Raw genomic sequence first — 18042 nt, 5'->3', positions numbered from 1 at the left:
ACTCATTCAGCTTACTACACGCCGAGGAGTGCTCTGAACACGAGGCGACATCGTCACTCGCTCGGAGTGGGCTCCGCGATCGTCACAGGGATGACCGGGCAGTCCTTCCACAGGCGCTCGAGCCCGTAGAAGACCCGCTCCTCCTCGTGGAAGACGTGCACGACGAGGTCGCCGAAGTCCAGCAGCACCCAACGCGACTCGTCGCGCCCTTCGCGGCGCAGACGCTTCTGCCCGGCCTCGAGCATCTTGTCCTCGACCTCGTCGGCGATGGCGGCAACATTGCGCTCGCTGTTTCCCGTCACGAGGAGGAACGCGTCGATCAGCGGGAGCGGACCGGAGACGTCGAAGGCGACGAGATCCGTGCCCCCCTTGCTGTCGGCGGCGGCGGCGGCCACCTGGACGAGTTCGTGCGTGTGCTCTGCAGCGACCATCAGAAACTTCCGTTCACAAGGATGAGGACGAGCACTGTCGCGATGGCGAGCCCGAGGGCTCCGGCGCAGATCGCGAGTGTCATCATGAGTCGGCTGCCCTTTTCGGGCGCCGGGGGGCGGATGATGTCATCCGCACTCTTGATCGTACTGATCGCGGCCGACGCGGCGATCGGGGTGGGCGAGGACGCCGGCGGGAGTTCCCCGTCCATAAGGGCGGCGTCGGCATCCTTCCCGTCGGAGACCCCGGGGGCTCCACCGGTCGAGCCGAACGTGTCGGGCAGCTGGTAGCTGCCCGTGATGATCAACTCACCGGTACCGAGGATCGGGACCGACAGCGAGCCGGTGTCGGGCGTCTGCGACAGGATGAGGGCGTTCGGCGCCGAGGCGGACCCGCTCCCTCCCCGGGTCAGCAGGTGGTCGAATGACGGCGGCAGTTCGACGTGCGCCGCCCCGTCCTCGAGCAGCTGCGCGCCGAGGTCGGGCGCGACGACGCGCGCCGGCTCTTGCTCCTCGTCGTGCGCCTCCGTCTCCTTGCGCTCCGCGGATTCGGCGGCGGCGTCGTCGGTCGGTTCGTCGGCATCCGCCTCTGCGGGCGCGTCGTCCTGTGCGCGCTCCTCCTCGGCGAGTTTCTCGTGCTCCGCGGACTTGTCGCCGTGGGCCGCGGGCTCCTCGTCGTCGACATCGTGCGCGTCCTCGTCGTCGACACCGTGCGCGTCCTCGTCGTCGACAACGTGCGCGTCCTCGTCGTCCGCAGCGTGCAGCGGCTCGGCCTCGTCCGCGGGCTCATCGACAGCGGCGGGCTCGTCGGCGGTCGCGGGCTCCTCGAGGTGTTCGATGTCCTCGGCGTCGACGACGTCGGGAGCATCCTCGGGCGCTTCGTGTGCGGCGTCGGCCTGGGGGACCCCGTCGGCGACATCGGGCTCGGCCTCGGTCTCCGAGGTGGGGACGTCGCCGGTGTCGGTCGGGATCACCTCGACGGTGCCGGTGCGCAGCTTCTCCAGCAGACGCGCCTGTCGCCGCGTGACGGGACGGGCGTCCGGGTCGAGGTCGGAGAGATCGTCGAGCGCGATCGGCGTCCGCTCGGGCGCGACCTCGGCTTCGTGGGCGGCGGCCGCCTCAGCCGCTTCCTCCGCGGCGGCATCCGACATCTCGGCATCCGCCTGCGCCTGCTCGGGCGTGATGATGGGCGTGGATGCCGTGTTGCGCAGCTCGCGCAGTTGGCGCCGGGTGAGCGGCGGAGTGCTCGGCTGGTCAGGTGTGCTCATGCCTTGCTCCGATACAGGTGATGCTTCGCAATGTATTGGACGACGCCATCCGGGACGAGGTACCAGACGGGGTGTCCACGGCTCACGCGAGCGCGGCAGTCGGTGGAGGAGATCGACAGGGCGGGGATCTCGAGCTTGCTGACGTCCTCAGCCGGCAGCCCGTCGACGCTGAGCGTGTGCCCCGGACGCGACACCGCCACGAAGTGCGCGAGCTCCCATAGCTCGGCGACATCGCGCCACCCGAGAATCTGCGCGATGGCGTCGGCCCCGGTGATGAAGAAGAGGTCGGCGTCGGGCCGCTGCGCCTTGAGGTCGCGCAGGGTGTCGATCGTGTAGGTCGCCCCGGTCCGGTCGACGTCGACGCGGCTCACGGTGAACATCGGGTTGGATGCCGTCGCGATGACGGTCATCAGATACCGGTGCTCCGCCGAGGAGACGCCCGACTTCTGCCATGGCTGACCGGTCGGGACGAAGATGACCTCCTCGAGATCGAACGACTGAGCGACCTCGCTCGCCGCCACGAGGTGGCCGTGATGGATCGGGTCGAACGTGCCGCCCATCACACCGATACGCGGTGCGCGCGTGGTTGCCATGGACACGGCCTCAGTGGTGGCCGTGGCCCGCCTGCTGCACGGGGTTCTTCGCGGCGTACGCCTCGGCCTTGTGCGCGTGGCGGTTCGCCACGTTGCGGTACGACACCGACACGAGCGCGAGCAGCAGGAAGAGCACGAAGGCCACCACACCGTAGACGAAGGTCGTGGCCATGACGTTGCCGCCGTGGTGCTCGGCCTCCGCCGCAGCGGAAACGATGGTCGTCGCGAGATTCATTCGGGCTCCGTTCGAGGGGTCGGGTGCAGGAACAGTTTAGGTGGTCACGAGCGGATCTGCCCGGCGCCCCGCGCCAGCCACTTGGTGGTCGTCAGCTCCGGGAGACCCATGGGGCCTCGCGCGTGGAGCTTCTGCGTCGAGATGCCCACCTCGGCGCCGAAGCCGAACTCGCCGCCGTCGGTGAAACGGGTCGAGGCGTTGACCATGACGACCGCGGCATCCACCTCGGCCAGGAACCGCTCCGCGGCCGCGTCGTCGGCGGTGATGATCGACTCGGTGTGCTGCGTCGAGTAGCGCCGGATGTGCGCGAGGGCCTCGTCGAGGTCGTCGACGACACGCACCGAGATGTCGAGGCTCATGTGCTCGGTCGCCCAGTCGGCCTCCGTCGCGGGGACCACGTCGGCCGCCAGGGCCGCGGTGGCGTCGTCGCCGTGGACGGTGACCCCCTGGGCCTGCAGGGCGGCCACCACCGGCGGCACGAGGCGCTCGGCGGCGCCCCGGTGCACCAGCAAGGTCTCGACGGCGTTGCACACGCTGGGGCGCTGCACCTTCGCGTTGACGGCGATGTCGGTCGCCCACTCGAGCGGAGCCGATTCGTCGAGGACGATGTGCACGACGCCCGCACCGGTCTCGATGACTGGCACCGACGACTCCGTGACGACCGTCTCGATCAGCTGCGCGCTGCCGCGCGGGACGAGGACGTCGACGAGTCCGCGGGCGCGCATGAGCGCCCGCGCGCCGTCCCGACCGAAGTCGTCGACGGTCTGGATGGCCTCGGGGTCGACGCCGGCCTCGGCGAGGGCGCCGCGCATGACGGAGATGAGGGCCGCGTTCGAGGACTGCGCAGCGCTCCCGCCGCGAAGGACCACGGCGTTGCCCGACCGCAGCGCGAGGGCGGCGATGTCGACGGTCACGTTGGGGCGGGCCTCGTAGATCGAGCCGATCACCCCGAACGGGACGGACACCTTCTGCAGGTGCAATCCGTTGGGCAGGACGCGCTCATCGAGCACGCGACCCACGGGGTCAGGGAGCTCGGCGACGTCGCGCACGGCGGCAGCGAGGGCGCGCACCCGCTGATCGTCGAGCGTCAACCGGTCGAGCAGGCCGGTCGAGAGGCCGTCGGCGCGGCCGCGCGCCAGGTCCTCGGCGTTGGCGGCGACGATGGGCGCGATGTTCGCCTCGATCGCGGCGGCGATCGAGCGCAGGAGGTCGGCCTTGGCGGCATCCGTCAACAGACCCAGGGACCGGGACGCGGTGCGCGCCGCGTGCATGCGTTCCTGGGGGGTGGTCGCGGTGATCGTCATCCGCCAAGTCTAGAGCGGACGGATGCCGCCGCTCCCCCCGTGTCAGGCCTCGGGAACCCGCACGGATCCGGTGATCGACGGCGCGGCGGGATGCGGGTTCGGCGCGAACCACGTGCCCACCTCGTCGCCGCGGAGCGCCGCGTGCACGAGATCGGCGCTCGTGACGAGCACCGCGATCCCCGCAGCGGACGCGAGCCGGGCCGCCGACACCTTCGTGGCCGCTCCCCCGGTGCCGACGCTGTTCACGACGACGGAGCCGAACTGATACCCGGCGAGGTCGTCACCGAAGTCGACGCGCGTGATGGGGACGGCGCCGGGCTCGTCGGGCGGGCGGGTGTAGAGCGTCTCGATGTCGCTCAGCAGCACGAGTGCGTCGGCCCCGATCAGCTGGGCGACGAGGGCGGCGAGCCGGTCGTTGTCGCCGAAGCGGATCTCGTGGGTCGCGACGGTGTCGTTCTCGTTGACGATCGGCAGGATCCGCAGACCCAGCAACCGCTCCATCGCGCGTCGCGCGTTCGAGCGGTGCGTCGGGTTCTCGAGGTCGCCCGCCGTCAGCAGGACCTGACCCGCGACGATCTCGAACGGACGCAGCGCCTCCTGGTAGCGGTAGATGAGGACGTTCTGCCCCACCGCGGCCGCCGCCTGCTGCGTGGCGAGGTCGCTCGGACGCGCGTCGAGGAGCAGGAACGGCATGCCGGTGGCAATGGCGCCGGAGGAGACCAGCACGACCTCGGTGCCGCGCGCGTGCGCCTCGGCGAGGGCATCGACGATCGGTCCGATCTTGCCGGCGTTCTCACCGCTGATCGAGGACGACCCGACCTTCACCACGACACGGCGTGCGCCGGCGAGGCCCGCGCGGTCCTGCAGCGTCACGACGCGTCCTCGTCCTCCCCGCGGGCCGCGAGGCGCTCGGACTCGAGCTCGGCGCGGGCCTCGGCCTTCGCATCCATCCGCTCGTGATAGCGGTCACGGCGCTGGGACGTCGTCCGACGCGGGTTCAGATCGAGTCGGGGGTCGGTGCCGCGGGGTGCGGTCATGAGCTCGGCCGCGGACCCGAGGGACGGGTGCCAGTCGAACACGATGCCGTCGCCGGGGCCGATCACCACCGTCGACCCGGCCTGCGCGCCGGCCTTGAAGAGGCCGTCCTCCACGCCCAGCTTCTCGAGGCGGTCCGCCAGGAATCCGACGGCCTCCTCGTTCTGGAAGTCGGTCTGCTGCACCCAGCGCACCGGCTTGTCGCCGAGGATGCGGTAGATGTTGCCGTACGTGCCGCCTTCGACGCGGATCTCGAAGTCCTTCGTCGATCCCTTCGGGCGGATCACGACGCGCTCAGGCGCGGGCGCGGCAGCGAGGGCCGCGCGGTGCTCCTCGACGATCTCGCCGAGCGCGAAGGTCAGCTGACGCAGACCGTCGCGGCTGACGGTCGAGATGTCGAACACTCGGAAGCCGCGCGCTTCGAGCTCGGGCCGGACGAGGTCGGCGAGGTCCTTCGCCTCGGGGACGTCGAGCTTGTTGAGTGCGACGAGCTGCGGACGCTCCAGCAGGGGCACCTGGCCCTCGGGCACGGGGTAGGCCCCGAGCTCGGCGAGGATCACGTCGAGGTCGCTGAGGGGATCGCGACCGGGCTCGAGCGTCGCGCAGTCGAGGACGTGCACGAGCGCCGTGCAGCGTTCGACGTGGCGCAGGAACTCGAGTCCGAGACCCTTGCCCTCGCTGGCACCCTCGATGAGGCCGGGCACGTCGGCGACGGTGTACCGCGCATCGCCTGCCTGGACGACCCCGAGGTTCGGGTGGAGCGTCGTGAACGGGTAGTCGGCGATCTTGGGCCGCGCGGCGGAGATCGCCGCGATCAGGCTCGACTTGCCGGCGGACGGGAAGCCCACGAGGGCGACGTCGGCGACCGTCTTCAGCTCGAGGTGGACATCCCCCTCCCAGCCGGGCGTGCCGAGCAGCGCGAAGCCGGGGGCCTTGCGCTTGGGGTTCGCGAGCGCCGCGTTGCCGAGACCGCCCTGCCCACCCGGCGCGACCACGAAGCGGATGCCGGGGGTCGCCATGTCGATGAGGGTTTCACCGTTGTCGTCTTTGACGACCGTGCCGACGGGGACGGTGAGCTCGAGTGGCTCGCCGTTCGCGCCGGAGCGGTGGTCGCCCATGCCGAACCCGCCGTTGCCGGCCGAGCGGTGCGGCGAGTGGTGGTACGACAGGAGCGTCGTCACCTGCGGGTCGGAGACGAGGACGATGTCGCCGCCGTGCCCACCGTTGCCGCCATCGGGGCCGGCGAGCGGCTTGAACTTCTCGCGCTTGACAGAGACGCAGCCGTTGCCGCCCTTGCCCGCGCGCAGATGCAGCGTCACGCGGTCGACGAACGTCACCATGCGATGTCTCCTATCAGGGGAAAAGACGAGGGGCGGGCCGTAGCCCGCCCCTCGTGAAGGATTGCGTCCGATTACTCGGCGACCGACACGATGTTGACGACCTTGCGGCCGCCCTTCGTGCCGAACTCGACCGCGCCCGCGGCCAGCGCGAACAGCGTGTCGTCGCCACCGCGGCCGACACCGGCGCCCGGGTGGAAGTGGGTGCCGCGCTGACGGACGATGATCTCGCCGGCGAGGACCTGCTGGCCGCCGAAACGCTTCACGCCGAGGCGCTGTGCGTTGGAGTCACGACCGTTACGGGTGGAGCTTGCGCCCTTTTTGTGTGCCATCTCTCGTGTCCTCTCGGCTTCTTACTTGATGCCGGTGATCTTGACGCGCGTGAGGTCCTGGCGGTGGCCCTGGCGCTTCTTGTAGCCGGTCTTGTTCTTGAACTTCTGGATGACGATCTTCGGGCCGCGCTCCTCGCCGAGGACCTCGGCGGTGACCTTGACCTTCGCGAGCTTGTCGGCGTCGGTCGTCACGGCGTCGCCGTCGACGAACAGGACGGCGGGGAGCTCGATCTTGTCGCCGACCTTCGCCGCCTGACGGTCGAGGACGACGATGGTGCCGACCTGGACCTTCTCCTGACGGCCACCGGCGCGCACAACTGCGTAAACCACTTCACACCTTGTTTCTTCTGTGGAGCGCTCGGCTCCGATTGTCTGATGAGACTGGAAGTCGTGGTGCGGAAGCCAGGCTCTGCGTCGCAACTGCCTGCGACACGTGACGCACCAAGGAGCCAGAATACCCGATCGCCGCAGTGAGGGCAAAAGCGCGGCCCGGCGCGCCGCGGCCGGTCCCCCTCGCGCGGCGCGGTCATATGATCGGCGGATGGCCATCCTCGTCGACTCCGCGATGTGGCCGGCGCACGGCAGGCTCTGGGCCCACATGGTCTCGGACAGCGACCTCGACGAGCTCCACGCCTTCGCGGCGACCCACGGCATCCCGCCCCGCGCCTTCGACCGCGACCACTACGACGTCCCCGAGGACGCGATCGATCGCCTCGTGGCGGGCGGTGCGGAGCGCGTGAGTGCGCACGACCTCGTCCGTCGGCTGATCGCCTCGGGACTGCGCGTCACCGCCCGCGAGCGCCGCGGACGGTGACGTGCGCGTTCAGTCCTCGGTCGGGGTCTGGACGGGCGTGCCGGTCAGCGCGGCGGTCGTCACGCGACGACGCGCGCGCCCCTGACCGGGCGCCTTCGGCTCGGGCAGCGCCTCGAGCACCGAGTCGAGCAGGCGGTCGGCGTCGGTCTTGGCGGGCTCCGCCTTCTTGCGGCGCGGGCGCTTGGGCCGCTCGGGACGCTCGGCGACGGGCTCCTCCGCGACGACGGCGGCGGGCTCCTCGTGCGGCTGGATGGTGGATGCCGCGATCTGCGCGAGCGCGGACTTCACACCTTCGGTGATCACGTGCGTGCCGCCGGGTGCCGGTGCGGCGGCGGCGCCGTTCTGCGCCGGCGCGGAGCCGCCGTTCTGACGCGGGCGCCGGTTGTTGCCGTTGCCGTTGCCCCCGCCCGACGAAGTGCGGTGCTTGACGACCGGGTCGTGGTGCACGATCACGCCGCGACCGGCGCACACCTCGCACGCCTCACTGAAGGTCTCGAGCAGCCCGAGGCCGATCTTCTTGCGGGTCATCTGCACGAGGCCGAGCGAGGTGACCTCGGCGACCTGGTGCTTCGTCCGGTCGCGGCTCAGGCACTCGACGAGGCGGCGCAGGACGAGGTCGCGGTTGGACTCGAGCACCATGTCGATGAAGTCGACGACGATGATGCCGCCGATGTCGCGCAGCCGCAGCTGACGGACGATCTCCTCCGCGGCCTCGAGGTTGTTCTTGGTGACGGTCTCCTCGAGGTTGCCGCCCGTGCCGACGAACTTGCCGGTGTTGACGTCGACGACCGTCATGGCCTCGGTGCGGTCGATCACGAGCGATCCGCCGGAGGGCAGCCACACCTTGCGGTCGAGCGCCTTCTCGATCTGCTCCGTCACGCGGAACACGTCGAACGGGTCCTGCTCCCCCTCGTACTTCTCGATGCGCTCGAGCAGGTCGGGGGCGACGCCGGTGAGGTAGGACGTGATCGTCTGGTACGCCTCATCCCCCTGGATGAGCATCTTGCGGAAGTCCTCGTTGAAGACGTCGCGGACGATCTTGACGAGCAGGTCGGGCTCGGAGTGCAGGAGCGCGGGCGCCTGGCCCGTCTGAGCCTGCGTGCTGATGTGCTCCCACTGCGAGGTGAGGCGCTGCACGTCGCGGGTGAGCTGCTCCTCGGTGGCTCCCTCCGCCGCGGTGCGCACGATGACGCCCGAGGACTCCGGGAGGACCTCCTTGAGGATCTTCTTGAGGCGGGCGCGCTCGGTGTCGGGGAGCTTGCGCGAGATGCCGTTCATCGCGCCGCCGGGCACGTACACGAGGTAGCGGCCGGGGAGCGAGATCTGGCTGGTCAGTCGCGCACCCTTGTGGCCGACGGGGTCCTTGGTGACCTGCACGAGGACGCGGTCGCCGGACTTGAGGGCGAGTTCGATCCGGCGCGGCTGGTTGCCGGTCTCGACGGCATCCCAGTCCACCTCGCCCGAGTACAGCACGGCGTTGCGACCGCGACCGATGTCGACGAAGGCCGCCTCCATGCTGGGGAGCACGTTCTGCACGCGGCCGAGATAGACGTTGCCGATGAGGGAAGCGTCCTGGTTGCGCGCGACGTAGTGCTCGACGAGGACGTTGTCCTCGAGCACGGCGATCTGGATGCGGCCGCCGCGCGAACGAACGATCATGTCGCGGTCGACCGACTCGCGGCGCGCGAGGAACTCCGCCTCGGTGACGACGGCGCGCCGACGGCCCGCCTCGCGTCCGTCGCGGCGACGCTGCTTCTTGGCCTCGAGGCGAGTCGAGCCCTTGATGCGCTGCGGCTCGGTGATGACCTCGACGACGCGACGACGCGGCGCCGCGGGCTCGTCGTTCTGTTCGGACGTGTTGCCGCCGCCGCGCCGGCGGTTGCGGCGACGCGATCCCCCGGATGCCTCGGCTCCGGCGTCGTCGCGGTCGTCACGATCGTCGCGCGACAGGGCCGGGAGCGGGGCGACCTCGGGGGCGTAGAAGTGCAGCGCGGTCGACACCGCGGAGACGAACTGCTCCGGGAGCAGACCGAGGCTCACGGCGGTGGGGATCGCGGGGGCGGCGGGCTCTTCCGGTGCCACCGGCGCTCCCGCCGCGGGCGTCTCGGTCACGGGCGCCTCCTCCGCGGGCGCCTCGGTCCCGGGCGCCTCTTCGGCGGGCGCCTCCGCGGCCGGAGCCACCTCGGCGGGCGCCTCCGCGGCCGGAGCCACCTCGGCGGGGGCCTCGACCTCGACGGCCGCGTCCACGGGCCCGTCCTCGGTCGGCTCGGCGGGCTGCGACTCCGCCTCGACGGGCTGGCCGGTCTCGGTCCCACCGTCGGCGTCGTGAGGCGTCAGAACGCCCTCGGTCGCATCGGATGCTGTCGTGTCGTTCGTCTCATCTGCCATCTCTGGCTTACTCCCAGCCGACGGCTCCGCGTGCCGTCCGGCGAAAATCGGGCGGCTCCGCTCCGGTCTCGGAGGTGTGCCGCGAACTCATCTGGTCTGCAGCCGATCCCCGCACTCGCGGCGGGGTGATGCTGCGCGGGCGTTGCTCGCCCGAAGTCTTCTGGTGACATCCTGGCGGCGCGGCCGCGGGGACGTCGACCCCCATTATCCCACTTCCCGAGCCGGAGCCGTGACCGACGCCCTCGGATATGCACGGCCGGCGCCTCAGGGAGCGGATCACGCGCGGTGCGATAATCGCCCGCATGCCCTCCCCGAGCCGCACCTCCCGCCCGACCGTCTTCGCCCTGTGGCTCATCTTCGCCGGCGTCGTGGGCTGGTTCGCCGCCTTCCAGCTGACCACCGAGCGCTTCCATCTCCTCGAGAATCCCGGGTCGGCGGCATCCTGCGACATCAGCCTGCTCGTCCAGTGCGGCAAGAACCTCGAATCGGCGCAGGGGTCGGTGTTCGGATTCCCGAACCCGATCCTCGGCCTGACGGGCTGGGTCGCGCCGATCGTGGTCGGTGCGGCGCTGCTCGCCGGCGCGCGCTTCGCGCGATGGTTCTGGGTGCTGTTCGGGCTCGGAGTCACCGCCGCCTTCGCCTTCGTCCTCTGGCTCATCTCTCAGAGCATCTTCGTGCTCGCGACCCTCTGCCCCTGGTGCATGGTCACGTGGTCGGTGACGATCCCGACGTTCTTCGCCGTCGCCGTGCATCTGGTGCGGGTCGGCGCGCTGCCGGTCTCCGCTGCCGCACGCCATCGCGCGGACGCCCTGATGGCGTGGACGCCGCTCATGGCGATCGTCGCCTTCGCCATCATCGGGGTGATCGCGCAGGTGCAGCTCGACTGGATCTCGGAGTTCACCCGCTGACACGACGAAGCGCCCGCCCCGATGACGGGACGGGCGCTCTCGTGGATCCGGGTCAGTCGAACCAGATGGCGAGCTCGCGGTTCGCGGACTCGACGCTGTCGCTGCCGTGGACGAGGTTCTGCTGGACGGCGAGACCCCAGTCGCGGCCGAAGTCGCCGCGGATGGTGCCCGGTGCCGCCGTGGTCGGGTCGGTGGTGCCGGCCAGGGAGCGGAACCCCTCGATGACGCGGTTGCCGGCGAGGCGGATGGCGACCGAGGGCCCCGACATCATGAACTCGAGCAGCGGCTCGTAGAAGGGCTTGCCGGCGTGCTCGGCGTAGTGCTGCTCGAGACGCTCACGGTCGGGCTCGACGAGGCGGATGTCGACGAGCGAGTACCCCTTCGCCTCGATGCGGGCGAGGATCGCGCCGGTGAGTCCGCGGGCGACCCCGTCGGGCTTCACCAGGACGAGGGTCTGTTCGGTGGCCATGTCAGTCTCCGTTCTTCTCCGCCTCGGCGGCGAGTGAGGCGTTGCGCGCATCGAGCGCGCCGCCCTTGATGGTGCCATAGACGTACAACGCGCCGAAAACGGCCGCCGCGATGAGGAGCGCGGGCACGAGGATCGCCCCGAGCGCGATGACGACCTGCAGGGCGCCGCCGGCGATGACCGCCCAGCGGTACCGGGTGACCCCTGCGAGGGCGATCATCAGGACGCCGAGGACGACGCCGCCGACGATCCCCCACCACGGCTCGATGCCCTCGGGCAGCGCGCGCAGGCCGTAGACCGCGAGACCGGCCAGGAACGCGACGATCGACTCGAACCCGAGGATGACCGAGAGGAGCGATTCCCGGGCGCCGCGCCGGCGGCGCACGCGTGGCCCGCTCACGCCTCGTACCCCGACTTCCAGTCCTCCGCCTCGGCGAGCACGACGGCTTCGCCGGCGAGCACGACGCTGCCGGCGATGACGACGGCCCGGCGGTCGGATGCCGCGGCCCACGCACGCGCGGCCTCGGCGGCCTCGGCGAGGTCGCGGTGGACCGTCACGGGTGTCTCGGTCTGCTCGACGAGGTCGGCGACGGCATCCGGTTCCTCCGCCCGGTCGGACTCGGGCGCCGTGGCGAACACGTGCGCGACGGCGGGCGCGAGCGTGCCGACGATGCCGGCGACGTCCTTGTCGGCGAAGGCGCCGAGAACGAGGCCCCACTCGTCGAAGTCGAACGACTCGCCGAGCGCTGCGACGAGCGATCGCGCGCCATGCGGATTGTGGGCGCTGTCCACGAGCACGGTGGGCGCGACTCCCACGAGCTGCAGGCGCCCCGGCGAGGTGGCGGCGCCGAGTCCGTCGGCCAGCACGTCGGGGGCGATCGGCTGCGTGCCACCGCCGATGAGCGACTCGACCGCGGCGATCGCGAGGGCGGCGTTGCGCCCCTGGTGCGCGCCGTAGAGGGGCAGATACAGCTCCTCGTAGGTCGCGGCGAGTCCGCGGACCGTGAGCAGCTGACCGCCGACCGCGAGCTTCTGGTCGAGCAGGCCGAACTGCTCACCCTCGACGGCCAGGGACGCGCCCTGAGCCCGCGCGGCGGTCGTCAGCACGCTGAGGGCCGCGGGTTGCTGCGCCGCCGAGACGGCAGCCGCGTTCGGCTTGATGATCCCGGCCTTCACCGTCGCGATCTCGGCGATCGTGTCGCCGAGCTTGTCGGCGTGGTCGATGTCGATGGGGGCGAAGACTGCGACGTCGCCGTCGGCCGTGTTCGTCGAGTCCCACGCGCCGCCCATGCCCACCTCGATCACGGCGACGTCCACGGGGGCGTCGGCGAACGAGACGAAGGCGAGCACGGTGAGCAGCTCGAAGAAGGTGAGCGGCGGCTCGCCCTTGCCGTCGAGCTCCTCGTCCACCAGCGCGACGATCGGGGCGATCTCGTCCCACGCGTCGGCGACCGCGGCGTCGGCGATCGGCTCGCCGTCGATCATGATCCGCTCCGTGAACCGCTCGAGGTGAGGGCTGGTGAACAGCCCCGTGCGCAGTCCGTGGGCACGCACGATCGATTCCGCGATGCGGCTCGTCGACGTCTTGCCGTTCGTGCCCGTCACGTGGATGACGCGGTAGGTCCGCTGCGGATCGCCGAGGAGCTCGAGGGCGCGGCGGGTGCGCTCGACGCGGGGCTCGACCCACCGCTCGCCCTGCCGCTGCAGGAGCGCCGCGTACACGGCATCCGCTCGGGTCCGGTCGCTCATGAGGTCGCTCCGATCCGGCGGACGCCGATGGTGAGGTCGCCGGCGTTCGCGTACGTGCCGGCGGGGACGGATGCCGTGTACTCGGGGCTCGAGCGCAGGGCCTCGCCGCGCAGCGTGTCGCCGTCGGCGGTCGCGACGAGGTCGGCGACCGACAGGGTCTCGCCCGCGACGTCGGCGACGTCGAACGCCGCGGCGACGGCTTCGGCGTCGGCACGGTCGGCGAAGGTGAGCTGCAGCGCGATGCGGTCGCTCACCTCGAATCCGGCCGCCTTGCGGGCGTCCTGCACGGCGCGGATGACGTCGCGCGCGAGGCCTTCGGCCTCGAGCTCGGGCGTCGTCGTGGTGTCGAGCAGGACGAAGCCGCCGCGCGGCAGGAGCGCGATCGCGGTGCCCTCGGCGACGCCGCCCGCCTCGAGCGTGAGTTCGTACTCGCCCGGCTCGAGCGCGATGCCGTCGACGACGACAACGCCGCCCTCCTCGCTCCACAGGCCCGCCTTGGCGCCCTTGATGACGTGCTGCACCTGCTTGCCCAGGCGCGGCCCCGCGGCGCGCGCGTTGACCGCGAGACGCTGGCTGATGCCGTACTGCTCGGCCAGGCCGTCGGTGAGCTCGACGACCTCAACCTCCTTGACGTTGAGCTCGTCGCGGACGATGTCCTCGAACTGCGCGAGTCCGTCGGCGCCCGTCACGGCGACCGTCAGCGACGCGAGGGGCAGACGCACGCGCTTGCCCTCCTTCTTGCGCAGCGCGTTGGCGACCGACGAGACCTCGCGGACGGTGTCCATGGCTTCGCGGATGTCGGATGCCGCGGCGAACCGCTCGGCGTCGGGCCAGTCCTCGAGGTGCACGCTGCGACCCCCGGTGAGTCCCTGCCAGACGCGCTCGGCGACGAGCGGGATGAGGGGCGCTGCGACGCGGGTGAGCGTCTCGAGCACCGTGTAGAGCGTGTCGAACGCCTCGGTCGTGCTCGGGTCGGCGGCATCCACCCCCACCCAGAACCGGTCGCGGGAGCGGCGGATGTACCAGTTGGTGAGCGCCTCGGCGAACTCGCGGAGCTTGGCGGCGGCCATCGTCGAGTCGAGCGCCTCGAGGTCGGCGGCGACGTCGCGGACGAGGTCGCCGGTGAGCGCCAGGATGTGACGGTCGAGGACGTTCGTGGAGTCCGTGCGCCAGACGGCCTCGTACCCCTCGCCGTCGGGTCCGCCGGCCGCGTTCGCGTACGTCGAGAAGAAGTACCAGGCGTTCCACAGCGGCAGGAGGAACTCGCGCACGCCCGAGCGGATGCCCTCCTCGGTGACGACGAGGTTGCCGCCGCGCAAGACGGACGAGCTCATCAGGAACCAGCGCATCGCGTCGGAGCCGTCGCGGTCGAAGACCTCGCTGACGTCCGGGTAATTGCGCAGGGACTTCGACATCTTCTGCCCGTCGCTGCCGAGGACGATGCCGTGGCAGGCGACGCCCGAGAACGCGGGACGATCGAACAGCGCGCCCGACAGCACGTGCATGACGTAGAACCAGCCGCGCGTCTGCCCGATGTACTCGACGATGAAGTCGGCGGGGGCGTGCTCGTCGAACCATTCGCGGCTCTCGAACGGGTAGTGCACCTGCGCGTACGGCATCGAACCCGAGTCGAACCAGACGTCGAAGACGTCCTCGATGCGGCGCATCGTCGAGGTGCCGGTCGGGTCGTCGGGGTTCGGACGGGTCAGGTCATCGATGAAGGGGCGGTGCAGGTCGACCTCGCCCGCCTCGTTGACCGGGAGTCGGCCGAAGTCGCGCTCGAGGTCGGCGAGCGAGCCGTAGACGTCGACGCGCGGGTACTCGGGGTCGTCGCTCTTCCACACCGGGATCGGCGAGCCCCAGAACCGGTTGCGGCTGATCGACCAGTCGCGCGCGCCTTCGAGCCACTTGCCGAACTGCCCGTGCTTGACGTTCTCGGGCGCCCACGTGATCTGCTCGTTGAGTTCGACGAGGCGGTCCTTGATCGAGGTGACCCGCACGAACCAGCTCGAGACGGCCTTGTAGATGAGGGGGTTCCGGCAGCGCCAGCAGTGCGGGTACGAGTGCTCGTACGACGCCTCGCGCAAGAGGCGCCCCTCGGCCTTCAGCAGGCGGATGAGGGGACGGTTGGCGTCCATCCACAGCTCGCCGGCGACGTCGGTCACCTGCGGCAGGAAGCGTCCGCCGTCGTCGAGGCTCATGATGAGCGGGATGCCGGCGGCCCCCGTCACACGCTGGTCGTCCTCACCGTAGGCCGGGGCCTGGTGGACGATGCCCGTGCCGTCGGTGGTGGTGACGTAGTCGTCGACGAGGATGCGCCAGGCGTTCTGCGTGCCCCACGTCTCTTCGTCGGCGTAGTAGTCGAACAGGCGGTCGTACGCGATGTCGGCGAGCTCCGCTCCGCGGACGGTCTGGTCGACGGCGGCGCGCGCCTCCTCGGCGGAGGCGTAGCCGAGGTCCTTCGCGTAGTTCGCGAGGAGGTCGGCGGCGAGCAGGTAGCGGTGGGACTGCCCCTCGAGGGCGTCCTCGTGGATGTCGGCGGCGCCGGCGGGACCGCCCGGCAGGACCACGTACTCGATGTCGGGTCCGACGGCGAGCGCGAGGTTGGTCGGCAGGGTCCACGGCGTCGTCGTCCAGGCGAGTGCGCGGACGGCGGTGAGGCCGAGGGCCTCGGCCTTCGCGCCGACGAGCGGGAAGGTCACCGTCACCGACGGGTCCTGGCGCATCTTGTAGACGTCGTCGTCCATGCGCAGCTCGTGGTTCGACAGCGGCGTCTCGTCGCGCCAGCAGTACGGCAGCACGCGGTGCCCCTCGTAGGCGAGGTCCTTGTCGTAGAGCTCCTTGAAGGCCCACAGCACCGACTCCATGTACCCGGTGTCGAGCGTCTTGTAGCCGCGCTCGAAGTCGACCCAGCGGGCCTGCCGGGTGACGTAGTTCTCCCACTCTTGCGTGTACTCGAGCACGGAGGAGCGCGCCTTCGCGTTGAAGGCGGCGATCCCCATGTCCTCGATCTCGCTCTTCTCCGTGATCCCGAGCTGCTTCATCGCCTCGAGCTCGGCGGGGAGGCCGTGCGTGTCCCACCCGAAGACCCGGTCGACCTTCTTGCCGCGCATGGTCTGGAAGCGCGGGAAGAGGTCCTTCGCGTAGCCGGTGAGGAGGTGCCCGTAGTGCGGCAGGCCGTTGGCGAACGGCGGACCGTCGTAGAACACCCACTCGTCGGCGCCGTCGCGCTGCGCGATCGAGGCGCGGAACGTGTCGTCCTGCTCCCAGAACGCGAGGACCTCGCGCTCGAGGTCGGGGAAGCGCGGGCTCGGGACGACGGCCGCGGGCGCGTCGGCGGCCGGGCCGAAGGCGGAAGGTCGGGGGTAGGTCATGTCACTCCTGCAGGTCTGCTCCTGCGAGGACGATCCGGAGACCGCGGTACCACCCCGCTTGATGCCACCCGGATCCGGGGGCACCCACTCACCTGCGGCGATGACGGGCCTGCCCCGCTCGGTTCTACTGGGCGGCGGACCGCTGTTCTTCCGAGAGCTCCCCGGTGATGGCCGGATCGGTGCTGATGTCCACAATCATACCGTCGGCATAGCCTGGCGTCATGGCCCGCCCCCGCACCCGTCCCGAGCCGCCCCGCATCCCCGATCCCGATCTGCCCCGCGCGTTCGAACCCGCGACGCTGCGCCGGTCGGGCGGGTTCTCCGAGGCGCGCATCGACCTCGACCCCGGAACGACGGATGCCGCGCACAGCCGCATCAGCGAGAGCGTCGTGGCCCCGGCATCCGTCCACTCCCTCGATCTGACCGGCGCGATCCTGGCGGACGTCGTCGTAGACGGGGTGTCGGCCGCCGAACTGACCGCCCGCGACGCGACGTGGCGGACGGTCGTGGTGCGCGGCGGCCGGATCGGCACGCTCGACCTCTCGCGAGCGCGGTGCGACGGGCTCGTCCTCGACGGCGTGCGGGTCGACTACCTGACGGGTGGGGGCGCGACCCTGCGCGACGTCGAGGTGAGCGGATGCCGCATCGGCACCCTCGACCTGCCGGGCGCCCGCGTCGAGCGGATGCGGTTCGGGGGGACGTCGGTGGACGAGATGGACATCCGCGAGTGGCAGGCCGCAGACGTCGACCTGCGCGGCGCGGAGGTCCTGTCCTTCACCGACGTACGGATGCTGCGCGGCGTCACTCTCACATCCGATCAGGCGACCTCGCACGCACTCGCGCTCGCGGCATCCCTCGGGATCGACGTCCGGACCGGCGAATGAGGCTGCGTACTGCCCGGTTGGTTCTCCGAGACATGGGCGAAGACGATCTGCCGGCGCTCCGGACGATTCTCACCGACCCGGTTGCGATGACCGCCTACGAAGGGGCCTTCGCCGAGGCGGAGTGCCGGGCATGGCTCGATCGCAACCTGCAACGTTACGAGGAGGACGGGTTCGGGCTCTGGGCGGTCGAGCTCGCCGCCGCGCCGGGCGGGATGATCGGCCAGTGCGGGATCACCCGCCAGCGGATCGAGGACGTCGAGGTCCTGGAAGTCGGGTACCTCTTCCAACGGGCGCACTGGCATCGGGGATACGCGACCGAGGCCGCCGCGGCGTCACGCGACTGGGCCTTCCGCAACCTCGACGCCTCGACCGTGTGGGCAAAAGTCCGCGACACGAACATCGCGTCCATGAATGTCGCCATCCGCCTCGGGATGACGGCCCGTCGCCGCTTCGTCACCCGCTACCGAGGCGTCGACATGCCGCACCTCGGTTTCGCCGTGGACCGCTAGGAGGCCCACTCCTCCGCACGGATGCCGACCGTCGCCGCGCCCTGCAGCAGGCGGGAGATCGGGCATCGATGGTGGGCGGCAGCGACGAGTTCCTCTGTCTCGGCGAGGGTGCGTCCCTCGGCGGAGACGAAAGCGGTGACGTGGAACTCGTAGCCGCCGCGCTCCGGGGAGTCGTGGAGCTCGACCTTGACTCGGACCCGAGTCCGGTGCGCGGCCTTCACGATCGCCTGCAGGGTGGCGTCGAGGCAGGTGGCCCAGGCGAGGGCGAGCAACTGCTCGGGATTGCTGCGCGACAGGTCCGCATCGGGGCTCAGCGGGTTCGAGACCGCGACCTCCAGGCCGCCGACGACCCGGCTGACACCGGTCCCGCCGTCGTCGTTGATCGCCTCGGTCCGGTACCTGGTGCTCATGGCAGAAC

General features: G+C 70.8%; 19 protein-coding genes. 4 read left to right on the top strand and 15 right to left on the bottom strand.

Going from position 1 to position 18042, the window contains the following annotated elements; translation table 11 throughout:
• Positions 1 to 53 precede the first annotated feature (53 nt).
• From rsfS to rplU, 9 genes are all read right to left on the bottom strand, one after another.
• The gene (gene rsfS / locus Q9S71_RS09120; RefSeq protein WP_311283630.1) at positions 54 to 431 is read right to left on the bottom strand and encodes a ribosome silencing factor; all 378 of its coding nucleotides are present in this window, start codon (positions 429 to 431) and stop codon (positions 54 to 56) included.
• Entirely contained in the window at positions 431 to 1696 is a 1266-nt protein-coding gene (locus tag Q9S71_RS09115) for a hypothetical protein (RefSeq protein ID WP_311861934.1), read from the bottom strand. The genes rsfS and Q9S71_RS09115 overlap by 1 nt, the downstream gene beginning before the upstream one ends.
• Entirely contained in the window at positions 1693 to 2289 is a 597-nt protein-coding gene (gene nadD, locus Q9S71_RS09110; protein ID WP_311861932.1) for a nicotinate-nucleotide adenylyltransferase, read from the bottom strand. The genes Q9S71_RS09115 and nadD overlap by 4 nt, the downstream gene beginning before the upstream one ends.
• Before the next feature lie 10 nt (positions 2290 to 2299).
• Positions 2300 to 2524 (bottom strand): hypothetical protein, encoded by a 225-nt coding sequence (locus Q9S71_RS09105; protein WP_064002210.1) that lies wholly within the window; start codon positions 2522 to 2524, stop codon positions 2300 to 2302.
• A gap of 44 nt (positions 2525 to 2568) precedes the next feature.
• A complete protein-coding gene (locus tag Q9S71_RS09100; RefSeq protein ID WP_311861929.1) occupies positions 2569 to 3828 on the bottom strand; it encodes a glutamate-5-semialdehyde dehydrogenase in 1260 nt (419 codons plus the stop codon).
• A gap of 42 nt (positions 3829 to 3870) precedes the next feature.
• Entirely contained in the window at positions 3871 to 4701 is an 831-nt protein-coding gene (gene proB / locus Q9S71_RS09095) for a glutamate 5-kinase (protein WP_064002212.1), read from the bottom strand.
• Positions 4698 to 6203 (bottom strand): GTPase ObgE, encoded by a 1506-nt coding sequence (gene obgE, locus Q9S71_RS09090; protein ID WP_064002213.1) that lies wholly within the window; start codon positions 6201 to 6203, stop codon positions 4698 to 4700. Before obgE ends, proB begins: the two co-directional genes overlap by 4 nt.
• Before the next feature lie 71 nt (positions 6204 to 6274).
• The gene (gene rpmA, locus Q9S71_RS09085; protein ID WP_064002214.1) at positions 6275 to 6532 is read right to left on the bottom strand and encodes a 50S ribosomal protein L27; all 258 of its coding nucleotides are present in this window, start codon (positions 6530 to 6532) and stop codon (positions 6275 to 6277) included.
• Positions 6533 to 6553: 21 nt separating this feature from the next.
• Complete coding sequence (gene rplU / locus Q9S71_RS09080) at positions 6554 to 6862, bottom strand: 50S ribosomal protein L21 (RefSeq protein ID WP_064002215.1); 309 nt, start codon at positions 6860 to 6862, stop codon at positions 6554 to 6556.
• A 211-nt stretch (positions 6863 to 7073) separates the two neighbouring features.
• On the opposite strand from rplU, the gene Q9S71_RS09075 reads away from it, so the two are divergent.
• A complete protein-coding gene (locus tag Q9S71_RS09075) occupies positions 7074 to 7346 on the top strand; it encodes a DUF4031 domain-containing protein (RefSeq protein ID WP_064002216.1) in 273 nt (90 codons plus the stop codon).
• Between the two features lie 9 nt (positions 7347 to 7355).
• On the opposite strand, the gene Q9S71_RS09070 is transcribed toward Q9S71_RS09075, so the two are convergent.
• Complete coding sequence (locus tag Q9S71_RS09070; RefSeq protein ID WP_311861926.1) at positions 7356 to 9734, bottom strand: Rne/Rng family ribonuclease; 2379 nt, start codon at positions 9732 to 9734, stop codon at positions 7356 to 7358.
• 302 nt (positions 9735 to 10036) lie between these two features.
• Between Q9S71_RS09070 and Q9S71_RS09065 the strand changes: the two genes are divergently transcribed.
• Complete coding sequence (locus Q9S71_RS09065) at positions 10037 to 10642, top strand: vitamin K epoxide reductase family protein (protein ID WP_311861923.1); 606 nt, start codon at positions 10037 to 10039, stop codon at positions 10640 to 10642.
• 52 nt (positions 10643 to 10694) lie between these two features.
• Here Q9S71_RS09065 and ndk read toward each other — a convergent pair whose 3' ends face one another.
• From ndk to ileS, 4 genes are read right to left on the bottom strand one after another with little or no spacing between them, the layout of a single operon-like run.
• Complete coding sequence (gene ndk, locus Q9S71_RS09060) at positions 10695 to 11111, bottom strand: nucleoside-diphosphate kinase (RefSeq protein WP_064002219.1); 417 nt, start codon at positions 11109 to 11111, stop codon at positions 10695 to 10697.
• A 1-nt stretch (position 11112) separates the two neighbouring features.
• On the bottom strand, positions 11113 to 11508 hold the full coding sequence (locus tag Q9S71_RS09055; protein WP_253034893.1) for a DUF4233 domain-containing protein: 396 nt from the start codon (positions 11506 to 11508) through the stop codon (positions 11113 to 11115).
• Positions 11505 to 12857 carry a bifunctional folylpolyglutamate synthase/dihydrofolate synthase gene (locus tag Q9S71_RS09050; protein ID WP_311861921.1) on the bottom strand — a complete coding sequence of 451 codons (1353 nt, stop codon included), beginning with the start codon at positions 12855 to 12857 and terminating at the stop codon, positions 11505 to 11507. Before Q9S71_RS09050 ends, Q9S71_RS09055 begins: the two co-directional genes overlap by 4 nt.
• The gene (gene ileS / locus Q9S71_RS09045) at positions 12854 to 16231 is read right to left on the bottom strand and encodes an isoleucine--tRNA ligase (protein WP_311861920.1); all 3378 of its coding nucleotides are present in this window, start codon (positions 16229 to 16231) and stop codon (positions 12854 to 12856) included. Before ileS ends, Q9S71_RS09050 begins: the two co-directional genes overlap by 4 nt.
• Before the next feature lie 221 nt (positions 16232 to 16452).
• Here ileS and Q9S71_RS09040 point away from each other — a divergent pair, with 221 nt between their 5' ends.
• Positions 16453 to 17115: a hypothetical protein gene (locus Q9S71_RS09040; protein ID WP_311861919.1), complete on the top strand. Its 663-nt coding sequence runs from the start codon at positions 16453 to 16455 to the stop codon at positions 17113 to 17115.
• Positions 17112 to 17624, top strand: coding sequence for a GNAT family N-acetyltransferase (locus Q9S71_RS09035; RefSeq protein ID WP_311861917.1), 513 nt, complete (start codon positions 17112 to 17114; stop codon positions 17622 to 17624). The genes Q9S71_RS09040 and Q9S71_RS09035 overlap by 4 nt, the downstream gene beginning before the upstream one ends.
• On the opposite strand, the gene Q9S71_RS09030 is transcribed toward Q9S71_RS09035, so the two are convergent.
• Complete coding sequence (locus tag Q9S71_RS09030; protein WP_311861916.1) at positions 17621 to 18034, bottom strand: OsmC family protein; 414 nt, start codon at positions 18032 to 18034, stop codon at positions 17621 to 17623. The two genes, Q9S71_RS09035 and Q9S71_RS09030, sit on opposite strands and share 4 nt — an antisense overlap.
• Between the last annotated feature and the right edge of the window lie 8 nt (positions 18035 to 18042).

It is taken from the genome of Microbacterium gawkjiense, assembly GCF_031932225.1.
GTDB lineage: Bacteria > Actinomycetota > Actinomycetes > Actinomycetales > Microbacteriaceae > Microbacterium > Microbacterium gawkjiense.
This window is presented reverse-complemented; position numbering and strand designations above follow the sequence as displayed.

Excerpts from the sequence above, each read along its gene's own strand:
- rsfS (WP_311283630.1), bottom strand. The coding sequence starts at position 431 with ATGGTCGCTGCAGAGCACACGCACGAACTCGTCCAGGTGGCCGCCGCC.
- Q9S71_RS09115 (WP_311861934.1), bottom strand. The coding sequence starts at position 1,696 with ATGAGCACACCTGACCAGCCGAGCACTCCGCCGCTCACCCGGCGCCAA.
- nadD (WP_311861932.1), bottom strand. The coding sequence starts at position 2,289 with ATGGCAACCACGCGCGCACCGCGTATCGGTGTGATGGGCGGCACGTTC.
- Q9S71_RS09105 (WP_064002210.1), bottom strand. The coding sequence starts at position 2,524 with ATGAATCTCGCGACGACCATCGTTTCCGCTGCGGCGGAGGCCGAGCAC.
- Q9S71_RS09100 (WP_311861929.1), bottom strand. The coding sequence starts at position 3,828 with ATGACGATCACCGCGACCACCCCCCAGGAACGCATGCACGCGGCGCGC.
- obgE (WP_064002213.1), bottom strand. The coding sequence starts at position 6,203 with ATGGTGACGTTCGTCGACCGCGTGACGCTGCATCTGCGCGCGGGCAAG.
- rpmA (WP_064002214.1), bottom strand. The coding sequence starts at position 6,532 with ATGGCACACAAAAAGGGCGCAAGCTCCACCCGTAACGGTCGTGACTCC.
- Q9S71_RS09075 (WP_064002216.1), top strand. The coding sequence starts at position 7,074 with ATGGCCATCCTCGTCGACTCCGCGATGTGGCCGGCGCACGGCAGGCTC.
- Q9S71_RS09070 (WP_311861926.1), bottom strand. The coding sequence starts at position 9,734 with ATGGCAGATGAGACGAACGACACGACAGCATCCGATGCGACCGAGGGC.
- Q9S71_RS09065 (WP_311861923.1), top strand. The coding sequence starts at position 10,037 with ATGCCCTCCCCGAGCCGCACCTCCCGCCCGACCGTCTTCGCCCTGTGG.
- ndk (WP_064002219.1), bottom strand. The coding sequence starts at position 11,111 with ATGGCCACCGAACAGACCCTCGTCCTGGTGAAGCCCGACGGGGTCGCC.
- Q9S71_RS09050 (WP_311861921.1), bottom strand. The coding sequence starts at position 12,857 with ATGAGCGACCGGACCCGAGCGGATGCCGTGTACGCGGCGCTCCTGCAG.
- ileS (WP_311861920.1), bottom strand. The coding sequence starts at position 16,231 with ATGACCTACCCCCGACCTTCCGCCTTCGGCCCGGCCGCCGACGCGCCC.
- Q9S71_RS09040 (WP_311861919.1), top strand. The coding sequence starts at position 16,453 with ATGGCCCGCCCCCGCACCCGTCCCGAGCCGCCCCGCATCCCCGATCCC.
- Q9S71_RS09035 (WP_311861917.1), top strand. The coding sequence starts at position 17,112 with ATGAGGCTGCGTACTGCCCGGTTGGTTCTCCGAGACATGGGCGAAGAC.
- Q9S71_RS09030 (WP_311861916.1), bottom strand. The coding sequence starts at position 18,034 with ATGAGCACCAGGTACCGGACCGAGGCGATCAACGACGACGGCGGGACC.